The sequence below is a fragment of the Phytoamicus setariae genome (genome assembly GCF_016722925.1).
Classification (GTDB): domain Bacteria; phylum Pseudomonadota; class Alphaproteobacteria; order Rhizobiales; family Rhizobiaceae; genus Rhizobium_E; species Rhizobium_E setariae.
Genome location: NZ_JAEQNC010000007.1, coordinates 272,144 through 290,629, shown reverse-complemented (window position 1 = coordinate 290,629; position 18,486 = coordinate 272,144). Strand labels below are relative to the sequence as shown.

Below are 18,486 nucleotides of genomic sequence, written 5' to 3'. Positions count from 1 at the left end.
CGGTTCTGTCCTTCTTGCTTTACAGGCGTCCCGCTTCGATGATTCTCTTCAGAAACGCCTGGGTTCTTTCACCCTGCGGTTGTCCGAAGATCTGCGACGGTGGCCCTTGTTCATAGACCACGCCGCCCTGCAGGAAGCAGACCTTGTCGGCAACCTCGCGCGCAAAGCCCATTTCATGGGTTGCGAGTACCATGGTCATGCCCTTCTTGGCGAGATCGCGGACAATGTCGAGAACTTCCGAGACGAGTTCAGGATCGAGCGCCGAGGTGATTTCGTCAAGCAGCAGCAATGTCGGGTCCATCATCAGCGCGCGTACGATGGCGACGCGCTGTTGCTGGCCACCCGAAAGCCGGTCCGGATATTCGTTCGCCTTGTGGTCGAGCCCGATACGGGCAAGAAGCGCCTGGCCCTTTTCCAACGCTTCCTTCTTCGGCATGCCCAGCACCTTGAGTGGTGCCAGCGTGACGTTCTCGATCACGCTCATATGCGGAAAGAGATTGTAGCCCTGGAAAACGATGCCGATTTCGCGGCGCAGGATATCGAGATCCACGCCCGGACCGGTCACGCGATCGCCGTGAAGGCGGATTTCGCCTTCCTGGATCGTCTCTAGCCTGTTGATGCAGCGAAGCAGCGTGGACTTGCCGCAGCCCGAGGGGCCGATCAGGCAGACCACCTCATGCTCTTCGATGTCGAGTGAAATGCCTGCGAGAACCTCTACGGGCCCGTAGCGCTTGTATGCCTTGTCGATTTCGACCAGTGCCATTGTCTTGCTCCCTTCCGTGCCCGGTTCACATGCCCGATCGCATCTTCCTGCGGTCCCGATCGATCAGCCTGTCGACGAAACGGGCCTGCGGAATGGTGATCAGGATGAAGAGGATCGCGACTGTGGTGACCGCGGAAAGATTGAAGTTGTTGCTGGCAATGATCTTCGACTGGTTGAAGGCGTCGATCGTGCCGATGATGGCGACGAGCGCCGTGTCTTTCTGCAGGCTGATACAGTTGTTCATCAGCGGCGGAATGATGCCTCGTATCGCCTGAGGAACGATGACGTAGCGCATCGTCTTGAAGTAGGAGAGACCGAGCGAGCGCGCTGCGGCGATCTGGCTCGGATGGATGCTTTCGATGCCGGCGCGATAGACCTCTGACGTATAAGCGCCATAGGTCAGGGTCAGCGCGATGATGGCATAGGCATTGGAGGAAAGATCGCTGAGAAAGGGAAGCCCGGTCAGCGGCAGGCCGAAGCCGATCAGATAGATGGTGATGATCGCCGGAAGGCCGCGGAAGAGGTCGGCATAGATGATCGCGATGGTGCGGATCGGCTTGCCGGCTTCGCCGGGCAGCGTGCGCGCGATGGCGACAACGAGCGCCCAGACAAGAATCAGGATGCCGGCGACGAAGAAGATGAAGACGTTGGTGCCGAATGCCTTGAGAATGGTGCCTGACGAGCTGACGATCAGCTCCATGTCGAAGAACGTGCGGCTGACGGCAGCATCGTTGACGACGAGAAACCAGGCGCTGGCGCTGATGATCAGCAGCGCGGTGGCATAGGCAAGGGCCTTCCACGAGGTGTCAGAAGATTTGGAGCCGAGTTCGCGTCCGAGATAGATATCGGACACTTTGCCAGCCTGCGAGGACCATGAGACCGCGCGCCACGCCATCGCCACGACCAAGAGCGGCAACAGGGCGGACAAGAGCGCAACCAGCGTCACCGGAACTGTCGACCAGCCTTCCGCCAGCACGAAATTACGGATGTAGTGAACCGTATAGGCCACGGCAACGAGGGTGAGGAGGGAGAAGAGCAAGACGCCGAAGGCGCGGTTGCCGTGGGTTCGGACCTGGTTGCGAGCGCGCCAGCTGTTGGCGCGCTCTTCCCGGGCTTGGAAAGCCGGTGTGGACATACGGGTTCTATCCTTGGCTTACTGCTTCCAGGCCGGAATGTCGTCAGGAGATACCCCGCCGAAGGACTCGAGCAGGTAAGCCTTTTCAAGGGTTTTCAGAGTGCCGTCTGCTTTAAGGTCTGCGATGATCTTGTCAATCGCCGCGCCGTTGGTATAACCCTTCTGGTAGATGCCGGCCATCTCGCCGCCGGTCGAATACTTTCCGATCGTGACAAGCTTGCCATTGGAATTGGCGACCTGGCCGAGAACGATGCCGAGATCGGTCATGACAGCATCGACCTTGCCGGCGGCAGCCGCCGTGAACATGGACGCCGTGTCATCGAACACGTCGACATTCTCGACCTTCAGCGTCTCCTGAAGGAAAGGAACCAACGTCGTACCGGCCTGAGCACCGACATGGCTGGTCTTGACCGACTCTTCGTTCACGGTCGAACCGGCCTTGGCAGCGACACCGTAGTCGGACGTTGCGTAAGGCGTGGAGAAATCAACAACCTTCTTGCGCGGCTCGGTCACCGAAATCAGCGCCAGAGCGATATCGAAGTTCTTGTTCTGGCCGGCGACGATCGAATCGAACGAGGCATTGACCAGCTTGACCTTTTCCAGGCCGAGGCGGTGGGCAATGTTGACGGCCATGCAGAATTCATAGCCGCTCTTGATCGTCTCGGGTGTGTCGCCGTTGAACTGGCCTACAGCCGGCAGGTTGATGATCACGGTGAACTGGCCCGGTACGGCCGGCGTGATCGATGCGCTGCCCTTGGTGCCGGTCAGCGGGCAATCGCCGTAGCCTTCGGCAGCAGCCGCGGCGCTAGCGGTGGCGGTGACGAGTGCGGTCGCCATCAAGGCGGCCCGGGTCGTGTTGCTGAGGATGCTTGAAATTTTCATGGTTCCCTTCCTTTGTTGTCGTTGGAGATACAGTATTTCTACAGGATCGGTTCGGACTGCGTCCGCGCCAGATCCAGATAGATGGCTTGCAGGCGACGCGTGATCGGGCCGGGGGTTCCCTCGGCGATCGTGCGTTCGGCAATCTTGATAATCGGGGTGACGAGGCTTGACGCGCTGGTCAGGAATGCTTCCTTGGCCGTATAAGCCTCTTCGATGGTGAAGGTGCGTTCCTCGATCTTCACACCTTCGTCTTCCGCGATCTTGCGCAGCGCGCGCCGCGTGCAGCCGGGCAGTACCGCGTGCGAATTCGGCCTGGTGATGATGGTGCCCTGGTCGTTGACGATAAAGGCCGTCGACGAGGCACCTTCGGTCACATAGCCGTCCTCGACGAACCAGACCTCGTGGAAACCGTTGTTCTTTGCGTTCTTCTTGGCGAGCACCTGGCCGAGCAGCATGACCGTCTTGATGTCGCGCCGCGCCCAACGGGGATCGTCGGCGACATCGACGGCGACGCCGTCGCGGCCGGCGGCCGTATCGACTAGCTTCTTTTCCTGGGTGAAGCCGACCAGGCACGGCTCCATCGATTCGGCGTAGTTGAAATCGCGGTCGGCGACTCCACGCGTCACCTGAAGATAGACGACGCCTTCGCGCAGGACGTTGCGGCGGACCAGTTCGGCCTGAATTTCCAGTATCCGCTCTTTTGCGACGGGCATTGGTATGCCAATTTCACGCAAGGAGCGCTCGAGCCGTGCAAGGTGAAGATCGTTATCGACCAGCCGGCCATCGATCACCGCAGTGACTTCGTAAATGCCGTCGGCGAAGAGAAAGCCTCGGTCGAATATCGAGATCCGGGCGTCTTCCTCCGCCACGAACGATCCGTTTACATATACAGTCCTGCCCACAAAAATGCCTCGCGATTGTATGTATGCCAAACGCTAGGCAAAATATCGCACGCTGACCAATGCATTGTTTTGCAAGCCTTATGCAAAATTTGCATAAGCTGCGCATGTATGAGGACGAATGGTCGGGATCGGCTGTCCGCAGGCGATAGTCCGGGGGCGGTCGGTTGCAAGCCCCGCCGCTACTCCCGCGAAATGCGTGTGGATAATATGATTGACGACAAAGTCCGTTCGACGCCGTCGATGCCGCCGATCGCATCGATGATCACGTCAAGGGCCGAGATCGAATCTGCCGCCACGATCGCGATCAGGTCGAACGTGCCGCTGACGGAATGCACCGTTCTGACCTCGCGAATCGCATTCAGCGCTGTGGTGACCCGCCCGAGCGCCTTCGGTGCCAGGGTGATCATCACATGCGCCTTGACCAAGTCTCCCTCGAAACTGTCCGACAATCTCACCCCGTAGCCGGTGATGACGCCGTCGCGCTCCAGCTTCTCAATCTTTGCCTGTACCGTGGTACGGGACAGCCCGAGTTGCCGCGCGATCGTTGCGGTCGTCAGACGGGAATTTTCGGCGAGTATAAAGAGTAGATGCTTATCGACCTTCGATAACGTCATTTTGCACAATTCCATCGGCGAAAGTGATGATTTAGACCGGCAAAATATCCAATTCGCAGCTTTGATTCAACCACGTTTCGCATCACCATTGGCAACCATTCGCATATTTGGGGAGAGAATTATGAAAAGTGTTGTTGTCATCGGCGCGGGCAAAATCGGTTCGACGATTGCTAGGTTGCTGGCTAATTCCGGCGACTATCACGTCACGGTCACCGATTTGAGCAAAGAGCAACTGGCCCAGATCGACGTTCACCCCAGTGTTGCGACAGTTCAGATCGACATCGCCGACAAGGGCGCGCTGGTCGATCTCCTCAAGGGCAAGTTCGCGGTCCTCAGCGCCGCGCCATTCCAGTTGACGATTGCGATTGCGGAGGCAGCAGCAGCAGCGGACGTCCACTATCTGGATCTGACCGAGGATGTCGAATCGACGCGTCGGGTCAAGCAGATCGCCGCAACAGCCAAAACCGCCTTCATTCCGCAATGCGGCCTGGCGCCAGGGTTCATCTCCATCGTCGCCAACCACATCACAAGTGGCTTCGACACGCTCGAAAGCGTCCGCCTTCGCGTCGGCGCACTGCCGCAATATCCCTCCAATGCGTTGAACTATAATCTGACCTGGAGCACGGACGGCATCATCAACGAATATATCGAGCCCTGCGAAGCCATTGTCGAAGGCAAGCTGATCGAGGTCCCGGCGCTCGAGGAACTCGAGGAATTCTCGCTGGACGGCGTGAGCTATGAGGCGTTCAACACATCCGGCGGTCTCGGCACGCTGTGCGAGACGCTGAAGGGCAAGGTTCGGACGCTCAATTATCGGACTGTCCGATATCCGGGGCACGCCGCTATCATGAAGGCGCTGCTCAATGACCTCGGCCTTCGTCATCGCCGCGACGTGCTGAAGGACATTCTGGAGAAGAGCCTGCCGTCGACGATGCAGGATGTGGTGATCATCTTCGTTACCGTTTCCGGCCAGAAGAACGGCCGTCTCGTTCAGGAAAGCTACGCCAACAAGGTCTATAGCGGCGTCGTTGCCGGCAAGCTGATGAGCGCGATCCAGATCACGACAGCATGCAGCATTTGCGCAGTGCTCGACATGCTGGCCAACGGCGATCTGCCTGCCAAGGGTTTCATCCGTCAGGAAGAGATCGACCTTGACGGTTTCTTGGGAAGCCGGTTCGGCCACTATTACGACATGGATTCTGCCAAGGCCAAGGCTGCCGAATAAGGCCTCGGCCAAACAGCTGCCCGGCGCGCCATGCGGGCCAGTGGAACGCAGCATTGCAATGAAAGAAGGCCGCCTCGATGGGCGGCCTTATTCCGATCTACTGGGTTGCGCGTTAGCGGCAGACGCGGATGCGCTTGATATACATGTTGCCCCAGTCGTCGTAGCGACGAACTTTTTTCACGAAGCAATAGTCGCGATAGCCGGGGGCGATGACGACGCGCGGGCCATATGCGTAGCCGTGGCGCCAACCGTAGCCACGCCATCCATTGTGATGCCAGCGGCGTTCGCTCCAACGATGGTCATGCCCGCGACGGTCATTCCAGCGACGGTCGCCCCGGTCATTATTATGACGCTCTCCGTGGCGCCATTCTTCATTCCGACCGCGTGTGTCAGCCTGAGCGACAGTGGCCAGCGATACAGTTGCGACAACGGCGGCAAGCGCTCCGAGTGCGAGCTTTTTCATAGCGGTTCTCCGAATTAAGAAGGAAACTCAATCGCTTCGTTCTTGTGAGCTACTCCTAGCCATCATCGTCTGAACCGGTTCTGAACGACATGTTCATGTTTGCGCGGCGTCAGTTTCACGCTGTCACCATGTCGCCGTGCCATGCGGTCACGACGGTCCATGGCCATGACCGGCAGGCGTGTTTTCTCGACCCTGCAGACTACAGTCGTCTACCGTCGGCTGGCTTCATTCGCCGGCAGGCTTCAGCGACGTGATGATCTCGCCGAGCACCTGGGCGTGCTTTTCCTGCGTGCCCTTCGAGCCCCAATAGGTGATGACCAGAAGCTTGCCGGCCTTGGGGGAAAGAATGGAGAGGCCGATATTGACGTCCCCTTCGGAGTCGGTGCCGGTCCAATCGAAGTTGGTCATGTCCATGCCGTTTAGCTTCTGATCGGACTGCTTTTGGGTCGAGCCGTCGATTTTGACGCCGTTCTTCTCGAGGAAGGCGATGGCGTCGTCGATCACCTTGTCGCTGGTCTTTGCATCAGCGATATCGATCGAGATATAGATTGCCTTGTCATCGGACGTTGCCTCGATCCCGGATTCGGTCTCAGTCGGGCCCCAGTTGTCGGGGATGGTGATCGACGCGATCGGCGCTTCACTCGGGAAGTTCAGAGTTTCGGCGCAGGCGGCGGCGGCGAATGTCGCAACCATCACGGCTGCAGCAATAAGAGTCTTCATCGAAATTTCCTTTTGACTGCCATTTTCGGCAGGGTGCAACAAGCATGCCCTGGGTTAAGGCCGCGTGAGTTTCCGCGTGAAGAATTGCTGTATGTGGTGCGATTTCGGCGGTACTGGCTGTGATAAGGGCGGCCACGTGATCTCGTGGCAGCGAGGTAGACGTCAATCGCCCGCCCGAGCCCGTTCTAAAGATAACGGCGGTCGCGCCCCGCCGGTCTTGTGGCAGATCGCCGGCCAAAATGAAACAGAAATCGCATTGTCGGCCGATACTGGGCTATCCCCCTGATATGGAACGAATTTCAGTTATTTCATCGGTTTCCTGCCATCAGCCAACTGTAATTTAGCTGTCACAAGCGGCTGCTAGTAGCCCCCTGCAAATGAGCGCCACAGTTCTGTCGGCGTAGCAATTCAGGAGAGTACGACATGGCCAACGGCAAACCGGTTGCGACAGGTTCCGATTTCAACATCAAGCGCAGGACTGTGCTGCTCGGAGCCGCCGCATCCGCCTTCAGCATGCCGTTCATCGGCGGCAAGGCGTTTTCCCAGTCAACCTCGGGCCAGCTACGGCTCAGCGCCTGGGCCGGTTACATCTCCGAGGAGATGCTTGCGGCCTTCGAAAAGGCCACCGGCATCAAGGCGACCTACACGCCCTACGGCACCAATGACGAGATTCTCAGCCTGATGAAGGTCAACCAGGGGCAGGGCTTCGACGTGATCTGGCCGGCGCTCGACCGTGTGCCTAATTATGTCGAGGCCGGTCTTGTCCAGCCGATCGACGAAAAGAAGGTCGAATGGGACCGTTGCATCGACAGCGCCATCAAGAGCTCGGAAACCCTTGGCGCTGTCGTCGATGGCAAGCGTTACCAGGTGCCGACCGACTGGGGCACCGAAGCGCTGGCCTTCGACACGGCAAAGGCGCCGCTGGCATACGGAACCGCGTCCTACAGCGATCTGTGGAAGCCGGAAATGACCGGCAAGGTGACCGTACGTGGTCATTCCGCCCTGGTCGGTCTTGCCCTGTGGCTGGAAGCCGAAGGCAAGCTGTCCAAGCCGTTCCTCGACAGCTTCAAGGATGAAGCGGCGATGCGCGCCAACTACGATGTCATCGTCAAGGAGGCGATTGCCCGCAAGGCCAACATCGCCCAGTTCTGGTCGAACCAGAACGAGGCTCAGGGCGCGTTCCGTACCAATGGCTGCGTTCTCGGCCAGACCTGGGATTCCACGGCGGCCGGGCTGATGCAGGAAGGCCTGCCGGTGGGCTACATCTCTCCCAAGGAGGGGGCGCTGGCATGGATGGAAGGCATCTCGATCCCGGTGGGTGCCACCAATGTCGATCAGGCCTATGCGTTCATCAACTGGATGCTGACGCCAGAAGCTGGCGCCATGTATGCCGCCCACGCCAAGGTCAACACGACGGCCAAGGGCGCCGAAGCGCTGCTGCCAGCGGATTCCAAGGCATTCTTCCAGGCCGCCTATCCGGGCGATGCGCTGGAGAAGCTTTGGTGGTGGCCGGTTCAGGAGAGCTGGTTCGTCGAACTGCGCACCGAGTATCAGGACAAGTTCCTCGGCGCGTAAGTTTCATCCCTGTCTGACGGGCAGCGGCTCTGCACATGGCAGGCCGCTGCCCAACTATGCGCGATTGACAATCGCTGCTCTAGTTTGGCGTATCTCATGACCAATACTGTTAGCCTGATCGATGTCGAAATGAATTTCGCGGCCACAAGGGCTGTGAAGCGAATGTCTCTCGATATCGAATCCGGTGAATTCTTTTCGATTTTGGGGCCCTCCGGCTGCGGCAAGACCACGCTTTTGCGGATGATCGCCGGCTTTCTCACGCCAACGTCGGGACGCATCCTGATCAACGGCGCGGATATGACCGGCGTGGCGGCAAACCGCCGTCCGACCGCGATGATTTTCCAGTCGCTCGCCCTTTTTCCGCTGATGCCGGTGTGGGAAAACATCACATTCGGCCTAGAGGTGCGCGGGGTGGGCAAGAAGGAGCGTCGGCGTCAGGCCGACCGGCTGCTCGACCTGATTGCCTTGCCTGGATACGGCAACAGGATGATCCATGAACTGTCCGGCGGTCAAAAGCAGCGCGTGGCAATCGCGCGGGCACTTGCCATCGAGCCGCAGGTCCTGTTGCTGGATGAACCGCTGTCAGCGCTCGATCTGAAATTGCGGCAGCGGATGCGGGCCGAACTGCGCGAACTGCAGCAGCGCACCGGCGTCACCTTCATCTACATCACCCACGACCAGTCGGAAGCGCTGGCCATGTCGGATCGGGTGGCAGTGATGAATGCAGGCCAATTGCAGCAGGTCGGCGCGCCGCTCGACCTCTACACAAAGCCGGCCACTGCCTTCGTTGCCGAATTTGTCGGCGAAAACAACGTTTTGTCGGGGACGGTCGTGGAAACATTCGATGGCTTTGCCGTGCTGGAGAGCGCTCATGGGCGCTTTGTCGGGCGGGGCGGGGACGGGTTGCGGCCGAGCATGAAGGCTAGAATGTATATTCGCCCCGAGTCGCTTTGCGTCAATCATCAGGGACAGGAGAACCGGCTGACCGCCATCTCGGAACGCTTCGACTTCGAGGGTGCGTTCGCGACCGCGCATGGGATCGTCAGGCATTCGAATGAGCCGGTCAATGTGCAGGTTGCCATCCCGCATCGCCAGCTGGGCGAGGCGCCCGGAATCGGCGCTGAATTTGTCGCAGGCTTTTCCCGGCACGATGCGATCGTTCTTGCCCATGACTGAGTTGTTTCAACGTTTTGGCGGCGTGCTCGGGGCGCTGTTCATGCTGCTGGTGGCGTTGTGGCTGGTCTGCCTTGTGCTGATCCCCAATCTCACCATGCTCGACTTTTCATTGCGTCCCAACCTGCCGGCGGCGCAGGTCGGCGGCACAAAGGATGTGTATTCGCTCAACAACTATCTCTACCTGCTCGGGCACCAGAGCCATGGCTGGATCTTTCTCAAGACGGTCTGGTCGAGCGGCCTTGTGACGTTGGTCACTTTCCTGCTCTGCTATCCACTGGCCTACTGGATGGCGCAGGTGCTGACAGCCCGCCAGACCGGCATCGTGCTGCTGATCCTGACGATACCCTATCTGATGAACGAGGTGCTGCGCGGCCTGGCCTGGTATATCCTTCTCGCTTTCGAGGGGCCGCTCAACGCCGTGCTTCTCAAGGTGGGCGTTCTGGATGCCCCGATCAGGTGGTACGGGGACGGGGGCGTGCTGGCGGGCATGACCTATGCCTATATCCTGTTCATGCTGTTTCCGATCTACAATGCCATCAGCAATCTCGAGCGGGCGCAGATCGAGGCTGCGCGCGATCTCGGGGCGGGAACCGTACGGATTCATCGGCGGATCGTGCTGCCGCATGCGAAGGTCGGTATTGCCACCGGCTGTGTCTTCACCTTCATGTTGGCCGCCGGAAGCTACATGGCGCCAGCGCTGCTCGGCGCGCCGGGCAGCCGCTGGTTCACCCAGCTGATCTACGACTGGTTCTTCGAAAGCGGAAACTGGAACCGCGGTGCAGCCTATGGCGCGACGCTCCTGGTTCTCTGCATCGCCGTGGTGCTCGGCACCCTTCGATTGTTCCGCGTCAGCCTTACGAGCGCAATCAAATGACACTTACTCGATCTGATGCCGCGTTCATGACCGAGCGCAAGAGCAGCACCCTGCCGCGGGCGGTGGCTTTCCGAATGGTGGATGCGATGCCGCGCATCGCCTTCCGTGCCTACCTGCTGGTTTTCTTCGTCTACCTGTTTGCGCCTCTGGCGATTCTGGCGGCTGCGACCTTCAACAAGAGCAGCTTTCCCACGGTGTCGCCATGGCTGGGCACGACCCTGCAATGGGTGGAGGCGCTGGCCAACGACACCGAGATGTGGAAAGCGCTGTGGAGCTCCATCGTGATCGCGGCCGGCGTGATTGCGATTTCGCTGCCGACCGGCACGGCAGCAGCGCTGGTGCTCTCCAGCCTGCACGGGCGTTCACGCGGCTTCTTTTATGCGCTGATGGTCTCGCCGCTGCTGACGCCGGGCGTGGTCATCGGTATCGCGACGCTGCTGTTCTGGCGGCGGGTGGGCGTCGGCGGCGGCATCGGGCTCAGCATCCTGGCGCAATCGAGCTTCATCATCTCCTTCGTCATGCTGATGGTCGCCGCGCGGCTGCAGCGTTTCGACAGGACCATGGAGGAAGCCGCGCTCGGGCTCGGCGCCTCGCGCAGCTACGTCTTTCGCCGCATCCTGTTGCCCTATCTGCGGCCATCATTGTTGGCGGCGTGCTGCATCGCCTTCCTGCAGTCCTTCGAGAACTACAACACGACACTGTTCGTGCGTGGTGTCGAGACGCCGCTGACCATTTTCATCGCCGCAAAAGTCCGGGCGGGATTGACGCCGGCCGTCAATGCGCTCGGGCTGGCAATGATGTTGCTGACCATTGGCGGTGCCATCGGTTGGGAGACGGTTCGCTATTTCAGGGCCCGGAAGAAAATCCGCGCGCCTGAAATCGCTTGAAGCAGGCGGGGTAACCGATCCCGCCTTTCCTTGATGGCGCCGTGCTCCGTGGATGCGCCAAAGGACGACGCCAGCTCGGCGCGCCGCACCTTCCACACATAGAGCGCACGTATCGGCGGGCGGGCAAGGGCTGCCTTCCCGGATGTCCCGCCGCACCTCTTTCTTGATCCAACTCCCGTTCCGATGTGCCGCGTGGTTTTCCCCCGAGGTGGGGCGGTGCGCCTGCATTTGTGCAAGACCCCATTGACAGATCCGTTCCTCAGATACATAGTTCGGTCACTGAACGAATTAATTGAGGACGTCGTGAGCGAAACCCTGCGTATCTCCAGAAAGTTTTCCCAACGCGCCGTCATGGAAGCGATCGTCCAGAATGGGCCGATCTCTCGCGCTTCGATTTCCAAGCAGACCGGCCTGTCCAAGCAGACGATCTCCGAAATCGTCCGCCAGCTCGAGCTTGACGGCTGGGTACAGGAAACGGGCCGTACGTCGGGCCATATCGGCCGCACCGCCGTCACCTACGAACTGATCCCGGATGCGGCTTACATCGCCGCGGTCGATCTGGGCGGCACCAAGGTCCGCGTGGCGATTGCCGATCTCGCCTGTCAGGTGTTCGCAGAGGAGGTGGCGCCGACCGACGCGCGGGGCGGACAGTTCGTCGTCGATCAGATCGCCGAGCTCTGCAAACTGGCAGCAAGCCACCAGAACATTCCGCGCGAACGTATTCGCATGGCTGTTATCGGTGCCCCCGGTGCGCCGGATCAGGCGACGGGCCGCATCCTGCTGGCGCCGAATATTCCCGGCCTCGATCAGATGAATGTTGCAGCCGCTCTCGAAAAAGCTCTGGGCTGCGATGTGACGCTGGAAAATGACGTCAATCTCTGTGTCATCGGTGAGAACTGGCTTGGACAAGGGCAGGGAATCGATAACCTCGCCTATATTGCCCTCGGCACCGGTATCGGCGGCGGGCTGATGGTCAACGGTCAGTTGGTGCGCGGCGTCAGCAATGCGGCGGGCGAACTCGGTTTCCTGCCCTTCGGTGCCGATGCCTTCGACCCTGAATCCCTTCGCACTGGCGCCTATGAGCGGGTGGTTGCCTCCTTCGGCATCATCGAGCGTTACGAGCAACTGGCGGGGCAGAAAGCCACGGTGCCAGCGATCTTCGAAAAGGCGGCTGCCGGCGACAACAACGCTGTGACTGTTCTTGATGACACCGCCAAGCTTTTGGCGCGCGGCATCGGTGCTATTGCGGCGATCGCCAATCCGCAGAAGGTCATTCTCGGCGGTTCTATCGGTCTGCGCGAAGAGTTGATCGAGCGGGTGCGCAAATTCCTGCCGCAGTGCTTTCCCTATCCGGTCGAGATCGAGGCGAGCGTGTTGGGCGCGCGCGCGGCGATCGTCGGTGCTGCAGCAATTGGACTCAGCCATCTGCACAATGCGCTGTTCGGCGCAGATGCGCCTGATAGCCGGATGTCGCTGCCACCAGCGGAAGCCGTGGTCTTCAAGGAGGCTTCGCGATGAGTGCAGACAGTCTCGCCCAGCGGCTGCGCGCCGCGCTCAACAAGGATGATGCGGTCGCGTTGCTCCGCGCGGCGATCGGCAGGCAAAGCATCACCGGCAACGAGGCCAATTTCGTCGGCTTGCTGCAGAAGGAAATGCAGGCGCGGAAGGTCGACAACATCAAGGTCGCCGACTTCCTTCCCGGTCGACCCAACATCTGGGGTGAGCGCAAGGGTGCAGGCGGCGGCAGAAGGCTGCAGTTCATCGGCCATACCGATACGGTGCATGTCGATGGCTGGCGCGAGCACTGGGCCGGCACCGAGCGCGAGGATCCATTCGGAGCGCCCATCATCGACGGGCAGATCTGGGGACGCGGTTCGGGCGACCTCAAGGCGGGTATCTGCACGTCGCTGGCGGCGCTGTCGCTGCTCGACCGGGCAGGCATCCGGTTGAAGGGCGATCTGGCCTTTGCTTTCGTCGGCGACGAGGAAAGTGGGCAGCCCGGAACCGGCGTGTCCGCGGGCGTCAAGGACTACACGGCACGTATCGAAGCCGGCGAGATCGCCAAGCCTGATTTCGTCGTCTATACCGAGCCGACCCAGCTTGCGGTTTATTCCGCACAGATCGGCTTTTTCATCGCCGATATCACCATCACCGGCAAGTCGGCCTATTTCGGCGTGCCGGAACTCGGCAAGGATGCGCTCAAGGCCAGCCACGCTGTCATGGCAGCGCTCTGGAAGCACTCCGATGAGGTTTCTGCGCGCGCCGAGCATCCGCTGATCGGACGCGGCTTCCTGCTGATCACTGGGCTTTCGGGCGGCGGCTTCATCGCCGTTCCGGAGGAGTGCAAGCTTTCGCTGATCCGCAAATTACTGCCGGGTGAATCGCTCGACGATGCCGCAGCCGAAATGGAAGCGGTCATTCGTGGCGCGATCGCTGATCCGGAAATCAAGGTCGATATCGCCTATCCGGCGGGGCGGGACCATGCCGTGGGGGGATCGGCCGCGGAGATCGATCCAAACCTGCCCGAAGTGGCAATGCTCTGCGGAGCCGTGCGCGAGGCGATGGCGGGCAAGGGCGAGATCCAGGGTGCGCCGTTCTGGTCGGAATCGCCGTTCTTCGTCAATCGGCTGGGCGTGCCTGCCGTCTATTGCGCGCCGGGCGACATCCGCAACTGCCATACGTTCGAGGAGCATGTCGACATCGAGGAATACCTCGCCGGCATCGTCGCGTTTGCCACGTTCATGGCGCGCTACTGCGGCGTGGAGGAATAGGGCCGAGCTCATAAAATCACTGTCAACACGTCGAAAAAAGGGAACACGACAATGCTGATGAGGAAAATGTTGAATGCAGCGCTGCTCGCCAGCGCATTGATCGCCGCACCGGTTCTTGCGCATGCGCAGACGGTCGGTCCTTCCGGAGAGGCCGCGACGCAGAGCGCCGAAATCAAGCTTTCGGATGCCGATCTCGCCAAGCTGAAGGGCAAGGGCTACAAGGCCGCGCTTCTCTGGCACACCTCGTCGGACTTCACCAATGCCGTTTCGGCCGGTGCCAAGGACGAATTCGCCAAGGCCGGCGTCGAGGTTGTGGTGACCACGGATGCGGGCTTCGATGCAGCCAAGCAGCGCAGCGACATCGAAACGGCGCTCGCCGCCAAGCCGAACGTGATCCTGGCGCTGCCGCTCGACCCGACGACCTCGGCCGAAGCCTTCAAACAGGCAGTCAAGGACGGCACCAAGCTGGTGTTCCTGTCCAATCTGCCGGCCGGCTACAAGCATGGCACCGACTATGCTGCCATCGTCACCGACGACCTCTTCCAGATGGGCAAGCAGGCAGCCGATGCGCTGGCGGCTTCGATCGGCAAGAAGGGCAAGGTCGGTTATATCTTCCATGACGCCACCTATTATGTGACCAACCAGCGTGACCAGGCGTTCAAGTCGACGATCGAGAAAGACTATCCCGACATCAAGATCGTGGCCGAACAGGGCATTTCCGATCCGGCCCGCGCCGAGGAACTGGCGAGTGCCATGCTGCTGCAGAACCCCGACCTCGACGGTATCTATGTAACCTGGGCGGAGCCGGCCGATGGTGTGCTCGCAGCTTTGCGCGCAGCCGGCAACAAGCATACGAAGATCGTCACGCTCGACCTTTCCGAGCCGGTTGGCCTCGACATGGTCAAGGGCGGCAACGTGACCGCGCTGGTTGCCGACAAGGCCTACGAGCTTGGCCGCACCATGGCCGCGACCGGCCTGAAGTCGCTGCTCGGCGAACAGACCCCGGCCTTCATCGTCGCGCCTGCTCTGACCGTCACCAAGGCCAATGTGTCCGAAGGCTGGAAGGAATCGCTCAACCGCGATGCGCCGCAATCGGTCCTCGACGCGGCAAAATGATCGCTATTGGCCGGTGGCGCATGCCGCCACCGGCTGACCAATTGTTGTTTTCAGGAGGAGTTCCCCATGCGTAAATTGGCAACGCTATCGCTGAGCCTCGCGGCCGCATTCGTCACCACCCATGCTTTCGCCGCCGATGGCGTAACCAGCGGCCCGCACGGCGAGAAGCCCACGCCCGCCTCAAGCTATGTGCTGACGCAGGCTGAAGAGCAGAAGATCAGGGACGGCAAGTACACCGCAGCACTCGTCTGGCACGAGATGAGTGAATACACCACGGCAGTCAACGCCGGGGCGCGTGACGAATTCAAGCGTCTGGGCATCGAGGTCATCGCCGAGACCAATGCCGGCTTCGATGCCGCCCGGCAGAAATCCGATATCGAGACCGTGCTCGCCAAGAAGCCGGCGATCATTCTGTCGCTACCTGTTGATCCCGCCAGTGCTGCCACGGTTTATGAACCGGCGCTCAAGGCCGGGGTCAAACTCGGCTTCGTCGACAATTCGCCTGCCGGCTATGAGCAGGGCAGGGACTATGTGACGATCGTTTCCGACGACCTCTTCCAGATGGGCCACAAGGCCGGCGTCGCCATGGCCGAAGCCTTGGGCAAAAAGGGCAAGGTCGGCTACATCTTTCACGATGCCGATTTCTACGTGACCAACCAGCGCGACCAGGCCTTCAAGAAGACTATCGAGCAGGACTATCCCGACATGAGGATCGTCGCCGAGGCCGGCATGGCCGATCCGGCGCGCGCCGAGGAAATCGCGCAGGCGATGATCACTCAAAATCCCGATCTCGACGGCATCTACGTTACCTGGGCCGAGCCTGCGCTGAGCGTGCTTTCGACGCTGCGTTCGGCCGGCAACTCTCATACCAAGATCGTCGCACTCGACCTCAACGAGCCGGCGGCGCTGGACATGATCAAGGGTGGCAATGTCGCGGCCCTGGTCGCCGATGAAGCCTACAATATCGGTGTCACTGTGGCGCGCGCGTCGGCAGGTTCGCTGATCGGCAAACAGGCCGCACCGTTCCTGGTTGTCGACTCGCTTGCCGTCACCAAGGATACGGTGAAGGACGGCTGGAAGAAGTCGCTCAACAAGGATGTGCCGGCGAGCATCGCCGACGCCCTGAAGTAACACTCAGGCGGGAGGCATCCCCTCCCGCCGTATTTCCCAATTCGGAAGAACGTTATGTCTACCGTCAGCAAAACAGGCGCACCGGTCGTGACCATGAAACGCCGCATCAATCTCCAGCAGTATGTCGTCTATTTCGGCTTCGTCGCGATCTTCCTGTTCTTCGCGGTGGTGCTGAAGGACAGCGGCTTCCTGACAGCGCGAAACCTCTCCAACATCGTGCTGCAGACCGCGCCGGTGACGATCATGGCGATCGGCCTGGTCTTCGTGCTGTCGGCCGGTGAAATCGATCTGTCCATCGGCTCGATCGTGGCGGTATCGGCGCTCAGCGCTGCCGTGATCATGGGCAGCTACGGCATGGTGCCGGGCATTCTTGCAGGGCTTGGCGCCGGGCTGGCGATCGGGTTCGCCAATGGCGTGCTCGTCGCCTATGTCCGTCTGCCGTCCTTTCTCGTCACGCTCGCCACGTTGGGCCTGTTTGCCGGCGTCGCGCGTTCCCTGACCAACCTGCGTTCGGTGCCCGTCACCGATGCGACGTTTACCGGCTTCTTTGGCTCCGGCTCGCTGCTCGGCATTCCCTCGCTGATCTGGTGGACCGCCATCGCCATCGCGGTGGGCCATATCATCTTTCGCGAGACGCGTTTCGGCGCGCATGTGCTGGCGGTGGGCGATAATGCCCGCGCAGCCAGCGTCTCGGGCATCAAGGTGCCGCGCATCCGCCTCGCCGTGATGATGCTCAGCGGCGGCCTCGCCGGTCTGGCTGGCTTGCTCTATGCCGGGCGGCTGCAGGCGGCCAAGTACACGCTCGGGGAGACAGACCTGATGACGGTCATTGCCGCTGTCATCGTCGGCGGCACGCTGCTCAACGGTGGCAAGGGCTCGATCGTTGGCGCGCTCGTCGGTTCGCTGATGATGGGCATGCTCAACAACGGCCTGATCCTGATGGGGCTTTCCGTTTCCGACCAGATGATCGTCCGTGGTCTCATCATTCTTGCAGCGGTCGCCGTGTCGCTCCGCGAAAAGCAGCGCTGAGGAAGGGTTTTCTCATGTTTCTCGACATTCTCCGCCGCCGCAATCCGAAATTCGTCGAGGCAGCCATGGCGCTGCATCGCGAAGGCAGGATCCCGGTCAATTCCTACGTGCTCGATCTCGACGCGGTGCAAGCCAATGCCCGCGTAATGAAGACCGAAGCCGACCGGCTCGGCCTCAAGATCTTCGCGATGACCAAACAGGTCGGTCGCGCCAGTTCGTTTTCGCATGCTGTCATACGCGGCGGCATCGATCGCTCTGTCGCCGTCGACATGGCCTGTGCGCGTGCCACCCATCGCGCCGGATTGAAGGTCGGGCATCTCGGCCATCTGCAGCAGGTTGCGCGCCATGAGGCAAACGCCGCAGCGGCGGCGTTCAAGCCCGACTACTGGACTGTTTTCAACGATGTGAAGGCGGACGAAGCGGCAGCAGGGGCAAAGGCCGCCGGCTATGTGCAGAACCTGCTCGCCCGCATCAAGGCCGAGGGCGATACCTTTTACCGTGGCCATGAGGGTGGCTTCGATGCCGCCGATATCGCTGAAGTCGCCGACGCATTCGACCGGCTGGATGGCGGACGCTTTGCCGGCATCACCACCTTTCCGGCCCTGCTTTTCGATCACCAGACCCGCAAGGTCGTCCCGACCCACAATCTCGCAACGCTGACCAAGGCTGCCGAAGCGCTAGCCAAAGCCGGCCGCAGGGACATCGAGGTCAACGCGCCGGGCACGACATCGTCCGTGCTGCTGGAGGCCCTCGCCAATGCCGGTGCCACCCAGTGCGAACCCGGCAACGGCCTGCATGGCACGACCGCGCTGCATGCGGTCGAGGACCTGCCGGAGTTGCCGGCGGTCTGCTACCTCACCGAGGTCTCGCATCTCTCCGGCGGCAAGGCTTACTGCTTCGGCGGCGGCTTCTATATCGATCCGATCTTCCCTGATTATGATGTCAAGGCGATCGTCTCGGACGAACCGACTGTCGCCGCCTCTGCGCTCCGCAGTGTCGAGGTTCCGCCGCCATCGATGATCGACTACTACGCCATGATCGATGCGTCCGGGCCCAATGCGCCCAAGCCGGGCGATACCGCCGTGTTCGGTTTCCGCGGCCAGGCTTTCGTCACCCGTGCCTATGTGGTCGGCGTATCCGGTATTTCCACGGGGCAGCCCAAGGTCGAAACAATCGAGAACAGCTTCGGCGAGACCGAAGCCTGGCCGGTTTGAGGGATATGT

General features: G+C 60.7%; 18 protein-coding genes. 11 read left to right on the top strand and 7 right to left on the bottom strand.

Going from position 1 to position 18,486, the window contains the following annotated elements; all coding sequences use genetic code 11:
- Positions 1 to 19 precede the first annotated feature (19 nt).
- The 5 genes from JJB09_RS14940 to JJB09_RS14920 form a co-directional block, all read right to left on the bottom strand.
- Entirely contained in the window at positions 20 to 763 is a 744-nt protein-coding gene (locus JJB09_RS14940) for an amino acid ABC transporter ATP-binding protein (protein ID WP_201659574.1), read from the bottom strand.
- Between the two features lie 25 nt (positions 764 to 788).
- Positions 789 to 1,898 carry an amino acid ABC transporter permease gene (locus tag JJB09_RS14935; RefSeq protein WP_201659571.1) on the bottom strand — a complete coding sequence of 370 codons (1,110 nt, stop codon included), beginning with the start codon at positions 1,896 to 1,898 and terminating at the stop codon, positions 789 to 791.
- An 18-nt stretch (positions 1,899 to 1,916) separates the two neighbouring features.
- Positions 1,917 to 2,780 carry an ABC transporter substrate-binding protein gene (locus tag JJB09_RS14930; RefSeq protein ID WP_201659568.1) on the bottom strand — a complete coding sequence of 288 codons (864 nt, stop codon included), beginning with the start codon at positions 2,778 to 2,780 and terminating at the stop codon, positions 1,917 to 1,919.
- A 38-nt stretch (positions 2,781 to 2,818) separates the two neighbouring features.
- Entirely contained in the window at positions 2,819 to 3,682 is an 864-nt protein-coding gene (locus tag JJB09_RS14925) for a D-amino-acid transaminase (protein WP_201659566.1), read from the bottom strand.
- Positions 3,683 to 3,861: 179 nt separating this feature from the next.
- Entirely contained in the window at positions 3,862 to 4,296 is a 435-nt protein-coding gene (locus tag JJB09_RS14920) for an Lrp/AsnC family transcriptional regulator (RefSeq protein ID WP_201659563.1), read from the bottom strand.
- Between the two features lie 121 nt (positions 4,297 to 4,417).
- On the opposite strand from JJB09_RS14920, the gene JJB09_RS14915 reads away from it, so the two are divergent.
- Positions 4,418 to 5,521: a saccharopine dehydrogenase family protein gene (locus JJB09_RS14915; protein ID WP_201659560.1), complete on the top strand. Its 1,104-nt coding sequence runs from the start codon at positions 4,418 to 4,420 to the stop codon at positions 5,519 to 5,521.
- Between the two features lie 112 nt (positions 5,522 to 5,633).
- On the opposite strand, the gene JJB09_RS14910 is transcribed toward JJB09_RS14915, so the two are convergent.
- Complete coding sequence (locus JJB09_RS14910) at positions 5,634 to 5,984, bottom strand: hypothetical protein (protein WP_201659558.1); 351 nt, start codon at positions 5,982 to 5,984, stop codon at positions 5,634 to 5,636.
- A 225-nt stretch (positions 5,985 to 6,209) separates the two neighbouring features.
- Positions 6,210 to 6,704: a histidine kinase gene (locus JJB09_RS14905; protein ID WP_201659555.1), complete on the bottom strand. Its 495-nt coding sequence runs from the start codon at positions 6,702 to 6,704 to the stop codon at positions 6,210 to 6,212.
- A 423-nt stretch (positions 6,705 to 7,127) separates the two neighbouring features.
- Here JJB09_RS14905 and JJB09_RS14900 point away from each other — a divergent pair, with 423 nt between their 5' ends.
- From JJB09_RS14900 to JJB09_RS14855, 10 genes are all read left to right on the top strand, one after another.
- Positions 7,128 to 8,279 (top strand): extracellular solute-binding protein, encoded by a 1,152-nt coding sequence (locus JJB09_RS14900; protein ID WP_201659552.1) that lies wholly within the window; start codon positions 7,128 to 7,130, stop codon positions 8,277 to 8,279.
- A 96-nt stretch (positions 8,280 to 8,375) separates the two neighbouring features.
- Positions 8,376 to 9,455 carry an ABC transporter ATP-binding protein gene (locus tag JJB09_RS14895; RefSeq protein ID WP_201659550.1) on the top strand — a complete coding sequence of 360 codons (1,080 nt, stop codon included), beginning with the start codon at positions 8,376 to 8,378 and terminating at the stop codon, positions 9,453 to 9,455.
- On the top strand, positions 9,448 to 10,329 hold the full coding sequence (locus JJB09_RS14890) for an ABC transporter permease (protein WP_201659548.1): 882 nt from the start codon (positions 9,448 to 9,450) through the stop codon (positions 10,327 to 10,329). The genes JJB09_RS14895 and JJB09_RS14890 overlap by 8 nt, the downstream gene beginning before the upstream one ends.
- Complete coding sequence (locus JJB09_RS14885) at positions 10,326 to 11,216, top strand: ABC transporter permease (RefSeq protein WP_246748731.1); 891 nt, start codon at positions 10,326 to 10,328, stop codon at positions 11,214 to 11,216. The genes JJB09_RS14890 and JJB09_RS14885 overlap by 4 nt, the downstream gene beginning before the upstream one ends.
- Before the next feature lie 303 nt (positions 11,217 to 11,519).
- Complete coding sequence (locus JJB09_RS14880; RefSeq protein ID WP_201659545.1) at positions 11,520 to 12,734, top strand: ROK family protein; 1,215 nt, start codon at positions 11,520 to 11,522, stop codon at positions 12,732 to 12,734.
- On the top strand, positions 12,731 to 13,987 hold the full coding sequence (locus JJB09_RS14875) for a M20 family metallopeptidase (protein WP_201659542.1): 1,257 nt from the start codon (positions 12,731 to 12,733) through the stop codon (positions 13,985 to 13,987). The genes JJB09_RS14880 and JJB09_RS14875 overlap by 4 nt, the downstream gene beginning before the upstream one ends.
- Positions 13,988 to 14,038: 51 nt before the next feature.
- Complete coding sequence (locus tag JJB09_RS14870) at positions 14,039 to 15,103, top strand: substrate-binding domain-containing protein (RefSeq protein ID WP_201659539.1); 1,065 nt, start codon at positions 14,039 to 14,041, stop codon at positions 15,101 to 15,103.
- A gap of 66 nt (positions 15,104 to 15,169) precedes the next feature.
- Positions 15,170 to 16,234: a substrate-binding domain-containing protein gene (locus JJB09_RS14865; protein ID WP_201659536.1), complete on the top strand. Its 1,065-nt coding sequence runs from the start codon at positions 15,170 to 15,172 to the stop codon at positions 16,232 to 16,234.
- A gap of 54 nt (positions 16,235 to 16,288) precedes the next feature.
- Positions 16,289 to 17,263, top strand: coding sequence for an ABC transporter permease (locus JJB09_RS14860; RefSeq protein WP_246748730.1), 975 nt, complete (start codon positions 16,289 to 16,291; stop codon positions 17,261 to 17,263).
- Between the two features lie 14 nt (positions 17,264 to 17,277).
- Complete coding sequence (locus tag JJB09_RS14855; protein WP_201659534.1) at positions 17,278 to 18,477, top strand: alanine racemase; 1,200 nt, start codon at positions 17,278 to 17,280, stop codon at positions 18,475 to 18,477.
- The last annotated feature ends 9 nt before the right edge of the window (positions 18,478 to 18,486 follow it).